The organism is Streptomyces thermospinosisporus (assembly GCF_039526425.1).
In the GTDB taxonomy this organism is placed as follows: domain Bacteria; phylum Actinomycetota; class Actinomycetes; order Streptomycetales; family Streptomycetaceae; genus Streptomyces; species Streptomyces thermocarboxydovorans.
Map to the genome: position 1 here is coordinate 140,444 of NZ_BAAAIZ010000069.1, position 17,016 is coordinate 157,459.

A 17,016-nucleotide genomic window follows, 5' to 3' on the forward strand; every position below is an offset into this window, starting at 1 on the left:
CGGTTCGGTGCCTTCAGTCCTCGGCGACTCGCAGCGCGCCGGGTGCGCCGGTGACCGCCAGGGCTCCGTGCCGGTCGGTGCGGAGCACCATCGCTCCCTGGGCGCGCAGGGCGGCGACCGTGCTGGGTGCGGGGTGGCCGTAGGTGTTGTCCGCGCCGACGCTGATCAGGGCCAGCCGGGGGGCTGCTCGGCGCAGCAGGTCGGGGTCCTGGTAGGCCGAGCCGTGGTGGGCGACCTTCAGGACGTCCACGTGGGCGAGTGCGGCGCCGGCCGGTGAGCGGGCCAGGGCCCGCTGGGCCGGGGGTTCCAGGTCGCCGAGCAGGAGGAGGCGCAGGCCGGCCGTGCGGACGAGCATGGCCACGCTGGCGTCGTTCGGGCCCAGGGGTTCAGGGAGAGCTGCTCCGGGTGGGGGCGGCCACACCACCTCCCAGGTCAGGTCTCCCGTGCGCCGCTGCTCCCCGGCGGCGGCCCGGGTCAGCGGGATGCCCCGGGCGGCCGCCAGTCTGCGGACCGACGCCGCCTGCTCTTCGGGCTCTCGGAGTCCCGTGGTCTCGATGGCGCCCACGGACCGTCCACGCAGCACTCCGCTCAGGCCTGTCACATGGTCGGCGTGGAAGTGGGTGAGGACGACGAGCGGGATGGTGGTGATGCCGAGGGAGTGCAGGCAGCGGTCGATCGGCTCGGGGTCGGGGCCGGTGTCCACGACCACGCCGGTGCCCTCGCCCGCCGCCAGCACCAGCGCGTCGCCCTGGCCCACGTCGCACATCACCATCCTCCAGCCCGGCGGGGGCCAGCCGGTGACGGCGCGGGTCAGCGGGGGCGGGCGCAGCACCACGAGCACCAGCAGCAGGGCGCACGCCCCGCACCACCAGGGGTGCCGCAGCAGCCGCCGTCCGGCGAGCAGCACGGTGAGAGTCAGGGCGCCGAGCAAGGCCGCGCCGGTCCAGGTGCCGGGCCAGTCCACGCCCGCGCCGGGGAGGGCGGCGCCGGTGCGGGCGATCTGCGCGATCCACTCCGTGGGCCAACTCGCGCACCAGGCGAGCGCCTTGGCGACCGGCATCGCCCGCGGGGCGGTGGCCAGCGCGCCGAAGCCCAGCACAGTGGCCGGTGCGAGGGCGAACTCCGCGAGGAGATTGCACGGCACCGCCACCAGACTCACCCGGGCGGAGAGCACGGCGACCAACGGAGCGCACAGGGCCTGTGCCGCACCGGCCGCGGCCAGCGCCTCCGCGAGCCGGGGCGGGACCCCGTGCCGTTGCAGCGCCGTGCTCCAGCGGGGTGCGAGCGTGAGCAGCGCGCCGGTGGCCAGCACGGAGAGCAGGAAGCCGTAACTGCGGGCCAGCCAGGGGTCATAGAGCACCAGCAGCAGGACGGCCGTGGCCAGCGCCGGGATCAGGGATCTGCGGCGGCCGGTGGCGAGCGCGAGCAGGGCGACGGATCCGCAGGCCGCCGCCCGCAGCACGCTGGGGTCGGGGCGGCACACCACGACGAAGGCGAGGGAGAGCACGGCTCCCATGAGTGCGGTCGCCCGGAGCGGGATGCCGAGCCGGGGTGCCAGGCCGCGGCGCTCCGCGCGCTGGGCCAGGCCGGGAGGGCCGAGGAGCAGGGCGAGCAGGATGGTGAAGTTGGCGCCGGAGACGGCGAGCGTGTGCGTCAGGTCGGTCTCCCGGAACGCCTCGTCCAGCTCGGGCGTGATCCGTGAGGTGTCGCCGACGACCAGCCCCGGCAGCAGTGCCCGCGCGTCGGCGGAGAGCCCGTCGGTCGCCTCGCGCAGACCGGCGCGGAGCCGTTCCGCGAAGCGCTGTACGGCCGACGGTTCACCTACGATGCCCGGTCCGCCCCGGCCTTTGACGCGCAGTACGGCCGCGAAACGGTCACCGCCCGCGAGCGCGGGGGCGAGCCGACCCTCGACCGCCAGACGGGTGGCGGGCAGCAGCGCCAGCCAGGCCGAGCGGGCGTCACGTGGCCGGGGAGCCGCAGGGGTTGGTGCCGTCGGGGGCCTGGTCCGGGTCGTGCCGGTCTTTCCCGAGCGGGGGTCGACGATCAGCAGGACCGGGGTCCGGGTCAGCTGCTCGGGTCCGCCGTCCGTCCGCCGGACCCGGCGCACCTCGCCCTCGATCAGCACTACCGGGGGAGCCATGTGGGCGCCGCTGACGCGGGGGCGGCTGAGCCGGGGGTCGGAGGTGACCTCGACCTCGGCCGTCACGGGCACGAGCTCCCGTGCCAGCGCCGGTACCGGGCCCCGGCGCAGATCCGCCCCGTGGAGGCCGGCCGATGCCGCCGCCGCGGCGATGCACACCAGCAGGGCCGAGGCGGAGACGCGTGTCCGTGCCCTGCGGAGGCTCCTTAGGAGGACGAGCAGCACGCCTGCTGCGAGCAGGGCGACGACCACCACCCCGGCGCCCACACCCGAGGGGGCGGGCAGGATCACGGCCGCCGTCGCCCAGGCCGCCAGCGCCGGTGGCACCAGCCGGAGATCCGCCGGCCCCTCCTGGCGCGGCCGGGCGGCTCCCAGCGGATGCCCGGAGCGGGCGTGCACCGGTGACCGGGTGCCGGGGGTGTCCCGTACGCCGCTCATGGCCGCACGAGATCCCGCAGCTCCGCGAAGCGGCGGTCGCCGATGCCGTTCACCTCGCGCAGTTCGTCCACCGAGCGGAAACCGCCGTTGCGGGTGCGGTACTCGATGATGTGCTGGGCCAGCACCGGGCCGACGCCCGGCAGGGTGTCGAGTTGCTCCGGGGTGGCGGTGCTCAGGGAGATGGGAGCGGTCGGGCCGGCGGCTCCTGCTGCGCCTGCGGTCCCGGTCCCGCCTCCGGCCGTCGTGCCGGCCCCGCCTGCCGCGGGCCCCGGCGCCGGGCCTCCGACGACGACCTGCTCCCCGTCCACCAGGAAGCGGGCCCGGTTGAGTCCGTCGGTCTTCGTGCCGGGGCGTACTCCGCCCGCCGCTCGCAGGGCGTCCTCGACACGGGAGCCCGCCGGCAGGCGATGGATGCCCGGGTCACGCACCTTGCCGCTGACGTCCACGACGATCTCCGCGGCGGCGGAGGCCGGGACCTTCGCCGCAGCAGCCGGGGGAGACTCGGGAACGCTCGGTGCCGCGGCCGCCCGCACCACCTCCGGGGGCTCCACCGGCCGGGTCCGTCCCGTCCAGAAGTGCTGGACGGCAAAGCCCACCGCGACCACCAGCACCACCGACAGGGCGATCAGGCTCCGGCGTTCCATTCCGCACCGCGACTGGATCCACAGCGGTAACCGCTCGCGCAGGGCGAGCCCCCATCGCTCCCGCCGGCTGGGCGGCGCAGGCGTGAGGCCGGGGGCCTCCTCCGAGTTCAACTGCTCGTCGTCCGTCGCGGCGTGCGGCGTCACTGGCGCCGCTGGCGCCACTGCCGCGTCCGGCGCATCCGGCACGCCCGGCGCCACCAAGGGTCCCGGCGGATCCTCGCGCAGAGCCCAGCCCGGCACCCGCCGCCCGTCCCGCGCCCCGAACAACGCCTCCGCGCGGCGCCGGAGTTCATCCGCCGAGGCATCACGGTCCCGGTGCCGGTGCCCGCGACCGTGACGGGGCCGCCGGTGTCGGACACGGCCGTCGGAGGCGGGACCGCGGCCCGGTCCGCTGCTTGCAGTGGCTGTGCGTGAACGTGATCGAAGTGCCATGCGACGAGGATCGGGGACCTCGCCGTACCCGCGATGATCTTGCTCGATCTCCGTGGACTACCCGCAGGTTGTGGACAACTCCGTCACCCGTACGTGACAGTCACAGGCACTATCCGCCCGCCGCCGAGCCCGCCCAACCACCGCGCCCACCCGGCGGCGCACCCGAGCCCACCCGCCACCGAGCCCGCCCGCCGAGGCCCAGGGCGCCTCACCGCGCCGAGACCACAACCCCCAGCAACCCGGGCCCGGTGTGCGCCCCGATCACCGCCCCCACCTCGCTGACATGCAGATCCGCCAGCCCAGGGATCCGCTCCCGCAGCCGCTCCGCGAGCGCCGATGCCCGCTCCGGCGCAGCCAGATGGTGCACGGCGATGTCGACCTCCGCGCCGCCCGCCCGCTCGGCGGCGATCTCCTCCAGCCGGGCGATCGCCTTCGACGCCGTGCGCACCTTCTCCAGCGGCTCGATCCGCCCGTCCGCCAGCTGCAGCAGCGGTTTCACGGCGAGCGCGGAGCCCAGCAGGGCCTGCGCCGCCCCGATCCGGCCGCCGCGGCGCAGATAGTCCAGGGTGTCGACGTAGAAATAGGCCGAGGTGCCCGCCGCGCGTTTCTCGGCGGCCGTGACCGCGTCGTCCACCGTGCCGCCCGCCTCCGCGGTCTGCGCCGCGGCCAGGGCGCAGAAGCCGAGCGCCATGGCGATCATGCCGGTGTCCACGACCCGCACCGGCACCGGTGCCTGCCGGGCGGCGACGACGGCCGCGTCGTGGGTGCCGGAGAGCTCGGCGGACAGGTGCAGGGAGACGATGCCGGTGGCGCCGGCCTCGGCGACCTTGCGGTACGTCTCGGCGAAGACCTCGGGGCCGGGCCGTGAGGTGGTGACCGGGCGGCGCTTCTGCAGCGCCTGGGCCAGGGAACGGGTGGAGATCTCGGTGCCCTCCTCCAGCGCGCGGTCGCCGAGGACCACGGTCAGGGGTACCGAGGTGATGCCGTGCCGCTCCATCGTCGGGGCCGGGAGGTAGGCCGTTGAATCCGTGACGATCGCGACATGGCGGGACATGAGCTGGAGGTTACCTGGCGCGCCGCCCGCACGGCAGCCCGGCCCCGTGGGCGGGGTGCTGCGGTGTCCGGATCATGTGGTGCTCTCGGGGCGGCGCTTCTTCTCCCAGGGGTAGGCGGGGCGCGGTGCGGAGGGTGCGATGGCGGGCCGCTGCCGCTCGGCCTCCGGCTCCTGCGCCTTGGCCGGTTCCTCGGGCCAGGCCTGACCGGCTGTCGGGGACTGTGCGGGCGCCTCGGGCCACGGCGCGGCGGCGGGCCGCGAGCCGGCGGCCGACCGGCCCGCCCCGGTCCCGGAAGGGGTCTGCCCACTCGCCGGCGGCTCTTCGGTGGTCCAGTGCCGCAGGGCCCCGGCCTCCATGTCGATCTGCGTGCTGAGCGATTCCAGGTCGTCCTCGGCGAAGCGGCGGGCGCGGTCGCGGGCGGCCCAGCGCAGGGAGTCCGCCGACTGTGTGATGCGCTCGGTGCGCTCGCGCAGGCCGGGCAGCCGCTCGGCGAGGGTGGCCCGGTCCGGCTCGGCCTCGAGCCGGCGCAGCTCCGCGTCCAGCTCGTGGCCGTGGGCGCTGAGGCGCTCGAAGAGGGCCAGGGACTCCTTGATCGACTCGTCCTCGGCGGCGGCCGCCTGGAGCGTGTCCTGGGTGGCCCGCATGGAGGTGCGCAGCTTGAGCCGGAGTTGGGCGACCTCACCCGCGGCGCCTGGCGCGACCAGGGACTTGACCTTCAGGGTGTGGTCCTCGACCGCGCGGCGGGCCTGGGTGATGTGGCGGTCGGCACTGCGCTTGGCGGCGCCGACGACCTTCACCGTGGCGTAGGCACCGAGCACCATCAGGAGCACGAAAAGCAGGACGACGACTGCGAACACTGCCTCCACGGGGCTCCTCCTGAGGGCCGTAGCACCTGTACCGGCACACTCCGCGCCGCTCTTCCACGGTAAACGCAACGGGCAGGCGCGGAGTTCCGGCGGAACCCCGAACCTGCCCGCAGACGACGCCCCGGCTACCCGTAGGGGAAGCCAGGAACGGCCTCCCTCGGGGCAGGGATGATCAAGCCCCTCAGGGATGATCAAGCCGGAACGATGTTCACCAGCTTCGGCACCCGCACGATCACCTTGCGGATGCCCGCCCCGCCCAGCGCGGCGACGACCTTCTCGTCGGCCAGGGCGGCCTGCTCCAGCTCCTGCTCGGAGATGTCCGGCGACACCTCCAGGCGGGCCTTGACCTTGCCCTTGACCTGCACGACGCAGGTGACGGTCTCGTCGACGACGTACGCCGGGTCGGCCACCGGGAAGTCCTGGTAGACCACGGACTCCTTGTGGCCCAGCCGGTGCCACAGCTCCTCGCCGATGTGCGGGGCCAGCGGCGCGATCATCTTCACCAGCGGCTCGGCGACCGAGCGCGGCACCGGCCGGCCCGCCTTGGTCAGGTGGTTGTTCAGCTCGGTGATCTTGGCGATGGCGGTGTTGAAGCGCAGGTTCTCCAGGTCCTGGCGCACCCCGTCGATCGCCTTGTGCAGGGCGCGCAGCGTGTCCTCGTCGGGCTCGGTGTCGACGACGGTGACCTCGCCGGTGGCCTCGTCGACGATGTTGCGCCACAGGCGCTGCAGCAGCCGGAACTGGCCGACCACCGCACGCGTGTCCCAGGGCCGGGAGACGTCCAGCGGGCCCATCGCCATCTCGTACAGGCGCAGGGTGTCGGCGCCGTACTCGGCGCAGATCTCGTCCGGGGTGACGGCGTTCTTCAGGGACTTGCCCATCTTGCCCAGCAGGCGGGTGACCCTCTCGCCCTGGTAGTGGTAGGCGCCGTCGCGCTCCTCCACGTCGGCGGCCGGCACCGCGATGCCGCGGCTGTCGCGGTAGACGTAGGCCTGGATCATGCCCTGGTTGAACAGCTTGTGGAACGGCTCGGACGAGGAGATGTGCCCCAGGTCGTACAGCACCTTGGACCAGAAGCGCGCGTACAGCAGGTGCAGCACGGCGTGCTCGGCGCCGCCGACGTACAGGTCGACGCCGCCGTGCGGCATGCCCTCGCGCGGACCCATCCAGTAGCGCTCGATCTCCGGGTCGACCAGCTTCTCGCTGTTGTGCGGGTCCAGGTAGCGCAGCTCGTACCAGCAGGAGCCGGCCCAGTTGGGCATGGTGTTGGTCTCCCGCCGGAAGCGGCGGGGCCCCTTGCCGTCGCCCAGGTCCAGGGTGACGTTGACCCACTCCTCGTTGCGCGACAGCGGCGTCTCGGGCTGGGTGTCGGCGTCGTCCGGGTCGAAGGTGCGCGGCGAGTAGTCGTCGACCTCGGGCAGTTCCAGCGGCAGCATCGACTCGGGCAGGGCGTGGGCGATGCCGTCCTCGTCGTAGACGATCGGGAAGGGCTCGCCCCAGTAGCGCTGGCGGCTGAACAGCCAGTCGCGCAGCCGGTAGTTGACGGTGCCCTCGCCGTAGCCCCTGCTCTCCAGCCACTCGGTGATGCGGGCCTTGGCCTCGGTGACGTTCAGGCCGTCCAGGGAGACGTCCTCGCCGGAGGAGTTCACGATCTTGGCGTCGTGGGAGACGAAGGCGTCCTCCCAGGTGGCCGGGTCGGTGCCGCGGCCGTCGGTGGGCTCGACCACGCAGCGGACAGGCAGTTCGAAGGCGCGGGCGAACTCGAAGTCGCGGGAGTCGTGGGCGGGGACGGCCATGATGGCGCCGGTGCCGTAGCCCATCAGGACGTAGTCGGCGATGAAGACGGGCACCTGCTCGCCGTTGACCGGGTTGGTGGCGTAGGCGCCGATGAAGACGCCGGTCTTGTCCTTGGCCTCGGCCTGCCGCTCGACGTCGGACTTGGCGGCGGCCTGGGCGCGGTAGGCGGCGACGGCCTCGGCGGGGCTGGCGTGGCCGCCGGTCCACACCTCGTGGGTGCCCTCGGGCCACTCCTGCGGGGTGAACTTCTCCACCAGCGGGTGCTCGGGCGCCAGCACCATGTAGGTGGCGCCGAACAGGGTGTCGGGGCGGGTGGTGAAGACGGTGATGCGCTCGCCGTCGATCGGGAAGTCGACGCGGGCGCCCTCGGAGCGGCCGATCCAGTTGCGCTGCTGCAGCTTGATCGCCTCGGGCCAGTCCAGCGCCTCCAGGTCCTCCAGCAGGCGGTCCGCGTAGGCGGTGATGCGCATGTTCCACTGGCGCAGGTTGGCCTTGAAGACGGGGAAGTTGCCGCGCTCGGAGCGGCCCTCGGCGGTGACCTCCTCGTTGGCCAGCACGGTGCCCAGGCCGGGGCACCAGTTGACCGGCGCGTCGGAGGCGTAGGCCAGGCGGAACTCGCCCAGCACGTCGGCGCGCTCGGCCTCGCTCAGCTCGCTCCAGGGGCGGGTGTGTCCCGGTACCTCGCGCTCACCGGACTCGAACTGGGCGATCAGCTCGGAGATCGGGCGGGCCTTGCGGGCCTTCTCGTCGTACCAGGAGTTGAAGATCTGCAGGAAGATCCACTGGGTCCACTTGTAGTAGTCCGGGTCGATCGTGGCGAACGACCGGCGCTTGTCGTGGCCCAGGCCCAGCCGGCGCAGCTGGGTCTTCATGTTCTCGATGTTGGCCTCGGTGGACACGCGCGGGTGCGTGCCGGTCTGCACCGCGTACTGCTCGGCGGGCAGGCCGAAGGCGTCGAAGCCCAGGGTGTGCAGCACGTTGTGGCCGGTCATGCGCTGGAACCGGGCGTAGACATCGGTGGCGATGTAGCCCAGGGGGTGGCCGACGTGCAGGCCCGCACCGGAGGGGTACGGGAACATGTCCATGATGTACTTCTTGGGCTTGGCGACCGTCTCGGGGTCGCCCGCCAGGTCGCCGGTGGGGTTGGGCGCGGCGTAGGTGCCCTCGGCGTCCCAGAAGTCCTGCCAGCGTGCCTCGATCTCGGCGGCCAGGGCGGCCGTGTAGCGGTGCGGCGCGGCCTCCGCGGCGGCGGCAGCGGGGTTCGTCTCGCTCATGTCCTCAAAGCTCCATCGATCGTCTCTGCCTGCGACCTGCGACTTCCGGGAAATGAAAAATCCCCTCGCACAGGAGGGGACGCCGCGCCGATTCCGGCCACCCGATGCGAACGGCTCTCGGGCGGTGGCCGGGACTGATCAGCGCGGCCCGCTAAGCAGAAGGCGTACGGCACGCATGGCGCAAGGGTACCGCAGCGCCGGAGCCGGTCGCGACGCGCTTCCCGGCGCGTATCGCCTGAACGCCGCGCAAAAGTTACTTCGCGTAACAGTCACTAAGGGGCATTACAACGACCAGATGCTCTTTTGATAACAGCGCAATAACTCAAACCTCGTACCCACCGGTATCGCTGGGCTTAGAGTGCGGCAGCGGGACCGCTTTACCGAACCGTTCGGAGTTGCCCCATGAACCTGCCTCCACACAGCAGCCCGCCGCCCGTGAAGGGCCGGCCGGCTGCCGATGCGCCGTGCCCGTCCGCCGCCGAGACGCGGGGAGGTAGGCAGTGAGGCCGGACGACAGCACGGCGGACGACTGGCTCCTCGAGTTCCTCAACTTCGGCGTGGGCGTCCTGTCGCTGGTGTGCCTGAGCTGCTCGGTGATCTGGGGCCTGGTCGCCCAGGACCGCGTCCTGCTCGGGGTGCGCCAGCGGATCATGGCGCAGGCGGTGCACCGCACCACGGCGGTCGCCTCGATCGCCTTCCTGCTGGTGCACATAGCCATCAAGCTGATCCTCGACCACACCTCGTGGATCGCGGCGGTGATCCCCTTCGGCCTGGCCCTCACCGACGACGAGGTGGTCATGGGCCGGACCTTCCTGATCGGCCTCGGCACCATCGCCGCGATGCTGATGATCTTCGTGGGCATCACGGGCATCCTGCGCAACCGCTTCGCCACCCCGGCGCCCGTCGCCGCCCACTGGCGGGCCATGCACATGCTGGCCTACCCGGCCTGGTGCGCGGCGCTCGTCCACGGGCTCTACGCGGGTCGAGCGGCCAAGCCGATCTTCATGATCCTCTACGGCCTGTCGGTGCTCGGCGTCACCGCGGCCCTGGTGCTGCGCGCCTCCCCGCGCTCGGTCAAGCGCAGGGTCGCGGACGGGATCCGCAACTTCCTCGGCATCACCGAGGAGCAGCCGCGGCGCGAGGAGCTGCTGGAGGAGAGCAGGTCGCGGGCCGCGGAGGCCACGCTGCCCGGCTACGAGGGCCGGGGCGGCGGGTCGAAGCGCGACGCCGGCCCGCGCTTCGAGCAGGCCGAGCGGCCGGCCGCCGCGGAGCCCGCGAACGGCTTCGCCGCCGCCTACCGCGCGGTGTCGGCGCCGGCCCAGACCCAGCAGATGCCGCAGTTCACGGACCAGACCGCCACATCCCCGCTGGACCTGCAGTCCACCGGCGCCATGCCGCGCGTGGACTCCACGGGGAGCCTGCCGCGGATGGACTCCACGGGCGGCATTCCGCAGGTGGACGCGACGGGCAGCCTCCCCCTGATGGACTCGACCGGGAGCATGCCGCGGGTGGACTCCCCCGCCAGCACCTCGGGCAGCTGGCCGATCCCGTCCCCGCCGCCGGTCGGCGAGGCCCCGCCGTCGGCCTACGACCCGCTCAACGACACGGGATACACCATCCCGGCCTACAACAATCCGGCCGGAACCGGCTACGGCTCGAGTGATGTGTACGACACCGGTGAGACGAACACCCTCTCCGGGACGTACAACCCGAGTGACACGTACAACAGCGGTCCCGCCACTGAAACACTCCCCGGTGCGTCCTCGTCCTACGACTTCGACGCTCCGGGCTCGGGCGAACCTTGGAACATGCCTTCCGGAGGCTATAAGTGAACGAGGCCCTGCCCGACGTCCCCGAAGTCCGCGTCGTCGGCCTTCCCCAGCTCACGTCGGGCTTCGACCTTGTCGACCGGCTCGATCTGCCCATGCACCTCAAGGTGCACGGGCCGCTCGAGCCGATGGGCGGCGAGCAACTCGCGTCGCTCGCCGAGCGCATCAATCTCAGGGGACGCGGCGGCGCGGGCTTCCCCTTCCACAAGAAGCTGCGCTCGGTCGCCGAATCGGCGATCAAACGCGGTGTCCGGCCGGTCGTGGTCGTCAACGGCAGTGAGGACGAACCGGCCTGCCGCAAGGACACGGTGCTGATCAACCGTGCCCCGCATCTCATCCTGGACGGCGCGCTGCTGTGCGCCGAGGCCATGGGGGCCCGCACGCTCGTGGTGGGGGTCACCCGGGAGTCGACCCAGCGCTCGATGGAGAAGGCGCTCGCCGAGCGCGGCCTGAGCAACGGCCGCCGCTCGGCGCTGCGGGCGCGGGTGCAGCGCAACCCGGTCCGCATGGTGACCGGCGCCGCCGCCTCCCTGATCCGCTCCATCGACGGCGGCCCGGCGATCCCGCCCGGCCGCAAGATCAGCGCCTCCAAGAGCGGCGTCGGCGGCGCGCCCACCCTGCTGTCCAACGCCGAGACGTTCGCGCAGCTCGCCATCGCCGCCCGCATCGGCCCGGAGCGCTACTGCAACACGGGCCTGTACGACGAGCCGGGCACCGTGATGCTCACGGTGTCCGGGGCGGTGGCCCGTCCCATGGTGATCGAGGTGCCGACGGGCGTGCCGCTGCGCTACGTGCTGCAGCTCGCCGGGGCGCCGCCGGTGCCGCAGGGCGTGCTGACCGGCGGCTACCACGGCAAGTGGATCGACGCGGCGACCGTCAACGAGGCGATCGTCTCGCGCAACTCGCTGGACGCGGTGGGCGGTTCGCTCGGCGCCGGCGCGATCCTGCCGATCAGTCAGGAGACCTGCCCGCTGGGCGAGTCGCTGCGGGTGGCGCAGTGGCTGGCCGAGGAGAGCGCGGGCCAGTGCGGCCCCTGCTACCTGGGGCTGCCGGCCGCCGCGCGCGGCATGGAGGACATCCTCAACGGCGGCGGTCCGGCCGCCCTGGAGGCGCTCAAGCAGGTCGCCAAGAACGTGAAGCGGCGCGGCGCCTGCTCGCACCCGGACGGCTCCGCGATGTTCCTGGAGTCGACGGTCAAGGCGTTCACCGACGACCTGGCCGCCCATGTCCTCGGCAACGGCTGCGGACGGCCCGTGCACGGCGTTCTGCCGCTGTTCGAGGGGGGCAGGGCCCCGACGGGCATCCCGGGCGGCGGGCAGTCGGAGGAGAACGGCCCCAGCCGCCAGAAGATCTTCGTCGACTGGACGCTGTGCCGGGGCCACGGCCTGTGCGCGGACATCCTGCCGGAGGTCTTCCAGCTGGGCGCGGACGGCTTCCCGACGGTCGCTCAGGCCCCGGTGCCGCGCTATGCGGAGGCCAAGGCGATGCGGGCGGTGCGCCGCTGCCCCGCGCTGGCCCTGCGCATCGAGGAGGAGGGGCCGCAGGCGAAGGCCCCGACCCGGAATCTGCCGGTGCTCTCCCAGGGCCGCGGACGGCGCGCCCTGGGGCGCTGAGGACGCGCCCGCGGCGCGCGGGCCCCGGTACACCACCGGGGCTCGCTCGCGCCCGGAGCGTGTACAGGGCCGTACACGGCGGTACAGGCACGTACGCACCCGCACAAACGACGATCCCCCGGTCCGTCAGGACCGGGGGATCTTTCTGTGGAGCTAAGGAGAATTGAACTCCTGACCTCCTGCATGCCATGCAGGCGCTCTACCAACTGAGCTATAGCCCCTTGTTGTCCGCCTTCCGGGTTTCCCCGGCGGCGACGCCAACATTACACGGTCCACCCGGTCCAACACCAAATCGTTTCCGGTCTGCCCGATTTGGCACCTTTATTCTTTCGATCAAGGAGCCTCGCGGGCGGCGGGCCGCCGGACCGAGCCGTCACGGCCGTCGCCTCAAGCGGTCACGAAGGAATAGAACCGCTTGAGGGTGCAGTGCTCCTCCAGGAGCCGGCCGTAGATCGGCTCCCCCTCGAGTTCCCGGTAGGTCTCGATGGGGTCGCCCTTTATGATCAGCGCCCGCGCGCATTCCTCGCACCAGTACTGGTAGTCGGGGTTGATCGGCTCCATGTCGCGGACGATCGGCGTCCCGCTGCCGCACCAGTCGCACTTCCGCCTGTGTGCACCCATCGATCAGCTCCAGCTGTGGCCGCAGGCCGTGCACACGTACGAGATTCCGCCGTTGTCGCCGAGCACCTGGGCGACATGGGCGGAACCGCAGGAAGGGCAGTGGATGCGGGTCGAGGTCCGTAGCGTCAACACCGCTGTGAGGAGGTGTCCGACCTCCTCGCGGATGCTCGCAGGCATCGCAACTCCCTCCCGTCGGGCCGCGCCCCCTTCCGGCCGTTTGATTCTGCCACGACCGGGCCAATACGGTCAGCGACGCCGTGGTACCGGTCGGGACACGAATGGGCGCCTCGTAGAGGTATACGCCTGTCGGACGTGGTCTGCTCAACCCGGAGAACGAAAAATCCCGCCCCCCTGAGGGGGACGGGATCTTCTTCTGTCGAGCTGTGGAGCTAAGGAGAATTGAACTCCTGACCTCCTGCATGCCATGCAGGCGCTCTACCAACTGAGCTATAGCCCCTTGGTCACGCGGCCAAGCCGCATGTTGTTCCGGCCCCGCTCGGCGGGCGAACAAGAAGAACTTTAGCCTGTGACCTGCCGGAAAGTGAAATCCGGGTCCCGGCCCGGCGCGACCTGCCCGGTCGCCGTCTCAGTCGTCGTCGCCCAGCACCGGTTCCGGCAGCGTGCCGGCGTTGTGCTCCAGCAGCCGCCAGCCGCGGGCGCCCTGGCCGAGGACGGACCAGCAGCAGTTGGTGAGACCGCCGAGGCTCTCCCAGTCGCGCGGGGCGAGACCCAGCAGCCGGCCGATGGTCGTACGAATGGTGCCGCCGTGGCTGACGACGACCAGCGTGCCGTCCTCCGGCAGCTTCTCCACGTGCCGGAGCACCACGGGGGCGGCCCGGTCGGCGACCTCGGTCTCCAGCTCGCCGCCGCCCCGGCGCACCGGCTCGCCGCGCTTCCAGGCGGCGTACTCGTCGCCGTACCGGGCGATGATCTCGTCGTGCGTCAGGCCCTGCCAGACGCCCGCGTAGGTCTCCCGCAGGGCCTCTTCGAGGGTCACCTCCAGGCCGGTGAGCGCGGCCAGCTCCGCGGCGGTGTCCGCGGCGCGCCTGAGGTCGGAGGCGATGATGGCGTCCGGGCGCAGGCCGGCCAGCAGCCGGGCGGCGCGGCGGGCCTGGGCGCGGCCGGTCTCGGTGAGCTCCACGTCCGTGGTGCCCTGGAAGCGGCGCTCCACGTTCCAGAGGCTCTGGCCGTGGCGCCACAGGATGATGCGGCGGCCCCTGGTCCGGGAGCCGCCCACCTCACCGGTGGTGCTCACCGCCACTCACCGCCCGTCTCCGCGGCGGCCTCGGCCTCCTGCTGCCGGGCATGCTCAGCGGCCTTGCCGCGGGTCGCCTTGGCGTCCTCGGGCAGCTCCAGCTCGGGGCAGTCCTTCCACAGCCGTTCCAGGGCGTAGAAGACGCGCTCCTCGCTGTGCTGGACGTGGACGACGATGTCGACGTAGTCGAGCAGGACCCAGCGGGCCTCGCGGTCGCCCTCGCGGCGCACCGGCTTGGCGCCCAGCTTCTTCTGCAACCGCTCCTCGATCTCGTCCACGATGGACTTGACCTGGCGGTCGTTGGGCGCGGAGGCGAGCAGGAAGGCGTCGGTGATGGACAGCACGTCACTGACGTCGTAGGCGACGATGTCGTGCGCGAGCTTGTCGGCGGCCGCCTGGGCGGCGGTGGTGACGAGCTCGAGGGAACGGTCGGTTGCGGTCACTACAAGGCTTTCGGTCGGCGGACACTACGCCCTCCAGGGTCTCACGGACCGGCCAGGGCACCTGACGCATTACCGCTGACCGCCGGCGGGACCACCCCCGTGTCACCGGTCACCGCCGGCCGGAGCACCACGAGGCGCGCAGCCCCGGAGCACCACGAGGCGCGCCGCCGCCCGGAGGCCTACGAGCCGGGGTCGTAGTCCTGGCCCAGGACGACCGACACCCTGGCGCCGGCCGAGACCTCGCCCTTGGTGACGGAGCCCGCGGGCAGGCCCAGTGTCTTGGCGACCTCGGTGGCGTGCTCCTTGTCGGCGGCCTGGGCGTAGACGACCTTGGACGCCGCCGCGGCGCCGGTGGTGCCGCCCTCCAGGAAGGTGAAGCCGCCGTTGAGGAGCGTCACCCGGGCCTTCTCGGTGTTGTCCTTCACCCCTGTGGCGTTGCGCACGCTGACGCTGACGGCGGCGTCCTTGTCGGGGCTCTTGGCGGTGCCGCCGAGGATCTTCTTGACCACGCCGTCGCTCGCCCGGGCGCTGATGGTGCCGTCCTGCTGCACCGGCAGCATGGTGGTCCTGTGGTCGCCGCCCTTGGCGAGGTCGGAGAGCCGGGCGAGGAAGGAGCCGAGGTCGGCGTCGGTCAGGGGCGGCTCGATGATCTGCCCCAGGGTCTGCACGGTGGTCGTGGCGGCGTCCGGGTCGGAGGTCATCTTGCGCAGCACCCCGTGCATGACCTGCCCGAAGCGCTTGAGCTGGGCGTCGGAGGACTCGCCGGGTGCGCGGTAGGTGGCGTAGGCGACGGCCATCTTGCCGCTGAGGGTCTGCTTCTCCCCCTTGCGCACCAGCGGGGTCTGGCCCTTCTTCTTGGCGTCCGGGTCGGGCACGTCGGTGTCGGTGTCGATCTCGATGTTGCCGACCAGGTCCACGAGGGTGAGCAGGAACGGCGTGTCCAGCCGCCAGGTGCCCTCGATCTCGGTGCCGAGGACCGTGTCCAGGGCGGTCCGGGTGGCCTCGGAGCCGTCGTCCTCGACGGACTTGGCGAGCGTGGTGGTGGTGCCGTCCTCATCCGTCAGCGCCAGCGAGTTGGGCACCAGCACGGTGGTGCCCTGCTTGGTGGTGGTGTTGTCCACCAGCAGCGCGGTGCTCGTGCCGCCCTTCTTGGTGTCGTGCAGATGCACCACGATCACGTCGCGCTTCTGCGCCCCGGCGGCGGTCGTGGTGCCCGTGCCGCCGCCGGAGCCGGACAGGCCGGGCAGCTTCCCGGCGTACCAGAGGTAGCCCACACCGCCGGTGGCGACCAGGGCGAACACCACGGCGAGGGCGATGAGCCGGCTGCGGGCGCGGCGGCGGGCCTCCTCGCGGCGCTCGGTGCGGTTCTCGGTGAACTTCAGCCAGTCGATGACGTCCTCGGAGGCGTCGTCCGGGTCCTCGACGAAGGCGAACTGCTCCGTGCGGTACTCGCGCTCCGGCTCCGCGGACCGGTCCGGCTCGCCGGGGGCGGAGGGCTCCCCGTCGACGGGCCCGGGCTGGTGCGGGATGTGCGCGGTCTGGGGGCCGCCGTACGGGTCGTACGGGCCCTGCGGGGGCTGGGCGGCGTGCGGCGGGGTCTGGGCGGGGATGTGCGGCTGCCGGGGCTGCTGCGGCTGCTGAGCGGTGCCGTAGGGGTCGTAGCCGCCGTAGCCGCCTTGGGACTGGCCCGACGGGTCGGGCGGGTACGACGACGGGTCGTAGCCGCTCTGGGGGGCGTAGCCGGTCCCGGGCTGACCGGCTCCGGTGGCGTACGGGTCGTAGCCGTACCCCTGCTGTCCGTGCTGCTGGTAGGGGTCGTGGACCTGCTGGGGCGGGGCCTGCCGGTACACAGGCCGGCCGTACTCGTCGTAGCCGACGAGCTCGTACGGGGCGGACCCGTCGGTCCCGTAGCCCGCGTCGTATCGGTCGTTCACCGCTGCCCCTCTCGGCTCACTCGCCGCGATACAGCGCTCGCTTGGCGATGTAGCGCACGACTCCGTCCGGCACCAGATACCAGACGGGTGCTCCCTTGGCGACTCTCGCACGGCAGTCCGTGGAGGAGATGGCGAGGGCCGGAACCTCGACCAGGGTGACCCCGCCCTCCGGCAGCCCGGGGTCGCTGAGGTGGTGACCGGGCCGGGTGACGCCGATGAAGTGCGCCAGGGAGAACAGCTCCTCGCTGTCGCGCCAGGTCAGGATCTGGGCGAGCGCGTCGGCACCGGTGATGAAGAACAGGTCGGTGTCCGGGTTGAGCGCGCGCAGGTCGCGCAGCGTGTCCACGGTGTAGGTGGGGCCGCCGCGGTCGATGTCGATGCGGCTCACCGAGAACTGCGGGTTCTCGGCGGTGGCGATCACCGTCATCAGGTAGCGGTCCTCGGCCGGGGACACCGAGCGGTGGCTCTTCTGCCACGGCTGGCCGGTGGGGACGAAGACCACCTCGTCCAGGTGGAACTGGGCGGCGACCTCGCTGGCCGCCACCAGGTGCCCGTGGTGGATCGGGTCGAAGGTGCCGCCCATGACACCGAGGCGGCGCTTGCCCGACCTCACGGGGCCGCAGCCGGGGCCGGTAGGCATGTCCTGCTGTCCCATGCGTGCAGACCCTACCGGCC

At 72.4% G+C, this 17,016-nt stretch carries 13 protein-coding genes and 2 tRNA genes; 2 read left to right on the forward strand and 13 right to left on the reverse strand.

Annotated elements, in window-relative coordinates; translation table 11 throughout:
• Positions 1-13 precede the first annotated feature (13 nt).
• From ABD207_RS22660 to leuS, 5 genes are all read right to left on the reverse strand, one after another.
• Positions 14-2,578 carry a ComEC/Rec2 family competence protein gene (locus ABD207_RS22660; protein ID WP_344014943.1) on the reverse strand — a complete coding sequence of 855 codons (2,565 nt, stop codon included), beginning with the start codon at positions 2,576-2,578 and terminating at the stop codon, positions 14-16.
• Positions 2,575-3,654, reverse strand: a complete 1,080-nt coding sequence (locus ABD207_RS22665; RefSeq protein WP_344014944.1) for a ComEA family DNA-binding protein — start codon at positions 3,652-3,654, stop codon at positions 2,575-2,577. The genes ABD207_RS22660 and ABD207_RS22665 overlap by 4 nt, the downstream gene beginning before the upstream one ends.
• Positions 3,655-3,862: 208 nt before the next feature.
• A complete protein-coding gene (locus ABD207_RS22670; RefSeq protein ID WP_344014945.1) occupies positions 3,863-4,708 on the reverse strand; it encodes a DegV family protein in 846 nt (281 codons plus the stop codon).
• A gap of 72 nt (positions 4,709-4,780) precedes the next feature.
• Positions 4,781-5,575 carry a hypothetical protein gene (locus tag ABD207_RS22675; RefSeq protein ID WP_344014946.1) on the reverse strand — a complete coding sequence of 265 codons (795 nt, stop codon included), beginning with the start codon at positions 5,573-5,575 and terminating at the stop codon, positions 4,781-4,783.
• Between the two features lie 191 nt (positions 5,576-5,766).
• Entirely contained in the window at positions 5,767-8,646 is a 2,880-nt protein-coding gene (gene leuS, locus ABD207_RS22680) for a leucine--tRNA ligase (protein WP_344014947.1), read from the reverse strand.
• A 500-nt stretch (positions 8,647-9,146) separates the two neighbouring features.
• On the opposite strand from leuS, the gene ABD207_RS22685 reads away from it, so the two are divergent.
• Entirely contained in the window at positions 9,147-10,478 is a 1,332-nt protein-coding gene (locus ABD207_RS22685) for a ferric reductase-like transmembrane domain-containing protein (protein ID WP_344014948.1), read from the forward strand.
• Positions 10,475-12,088 carry an NADH-ubiquinone oxidoreductase-F iron-sulfur binding region domain-containing protein gene (locus tag ABD207_RS22690; protein ID WP_344014949.1) on the forward strand — a complete coding sequence of 538 codons (1,614 nt, stop codon included), beginning with the start codon at positions 10,475-10,477 and terminating at the stop codon, positions 12,086-12,088. Before ABD207_RS22685 ends, ABD207_RS22690 begins: the two co-directional genes overlap by 4 nt.
• A gap of 148 nt (positions 12,089-12,236) precedes the next feature.
• Here ABD207_RS22690 and ABD207_RS22695 read toward each other — a convergent pair.
• The 8 genes from ABD207_RS22695 to nadD form a co-directional block, all read right to left on the reverse strand.
• A tRNA-Ala gene (locus ABD207_RS22695) sits at positions 12,237-12,309 on the reverse strand.
• A 166-nt stretch (positions 12,310-12,475) separates the two neighbouring features.
• Positions 12,476-12,709, reverse strand: a complete 234-nt coding sequence (locus tag ABD207_RS22700) for a hypothetical protein (RefSeq protein ID WP_006136074.1) — start codon at positions 12,707-12,709, stop codon at positions 12,476-12,478.
• A gap of 3 nt (positions 12,710-12,712) precedes the next feature.
• Positions 12,713-12,886 carry a hypothetical protein gene (locus tag ABD207_RS22705; protein WP_344003467.1) on the reverse strand — a complete coding sequence of 58 codons (174 nt, stop codon included), beginning with the start codon at positions 12,884-12,886 and terminating at the stop codon, positions 12,713-12,715.
• A gap of 207 nt (positions 12,887-13,093) precedes the next feature.
• Positions 13,094-13,166, reverse strand: a tRNA-Ala gene (locus tag ABD207_RS22710).
• Positions 13,167-13,295: 129 nt separating this feature from the next.
• Entirely contained in the window at positions 13,296-13,964 is a 669-nt protein-coding gene (locus tag ABD207_RS22715) for a histidine phosphatase family protein (protein WP_344014950.1), read from the reverse strand.
• A complete protein-coding gene (gene rsfS / locus ABD207_RS22720) occupies positions 13,961-14,407 on the reverse strand; it encodes a ribosome silencing factor (RefSeq protein ID WP_344014951.1) in 447 nt (148 codons plus the stop codon). Before rsfS ends, ABD207_RS22715 begins: the two co-directional genes overlap by 4 nt.
• A 179-nt stretch (positions 14,408-14,586) precedes the next feature.
• Positions 14,587-16,341 carry an LCP family protein gene (locus tag ABD207_RS22725; protein ID WP_344014952.1) on the reverse strand — a complete coding sequence of 585 codons (1,755 nt, stop codon included), beginning with the start codon at positions 16,339-16,341 and terminating at the stop codon, positions 14,587-14,589.
• 16 nt (positions 16,342-16,357) lie between these two features.
• Positions 16,358-16,996: a nicotinate-nucleotide adenylyltransferase gene (gene nadD, locus ABD207_RS22730; RefSeq protein ID WP_167996426.1), complete on the reverse strand. Its 639-nt coding sequence runs from the start codon at positions 16,994-16,996 to the stop codon at positions 16,358-16,360.
• Between the last annotated feature and the right edge of the window lie 20 nt (positions 16,997-17,016).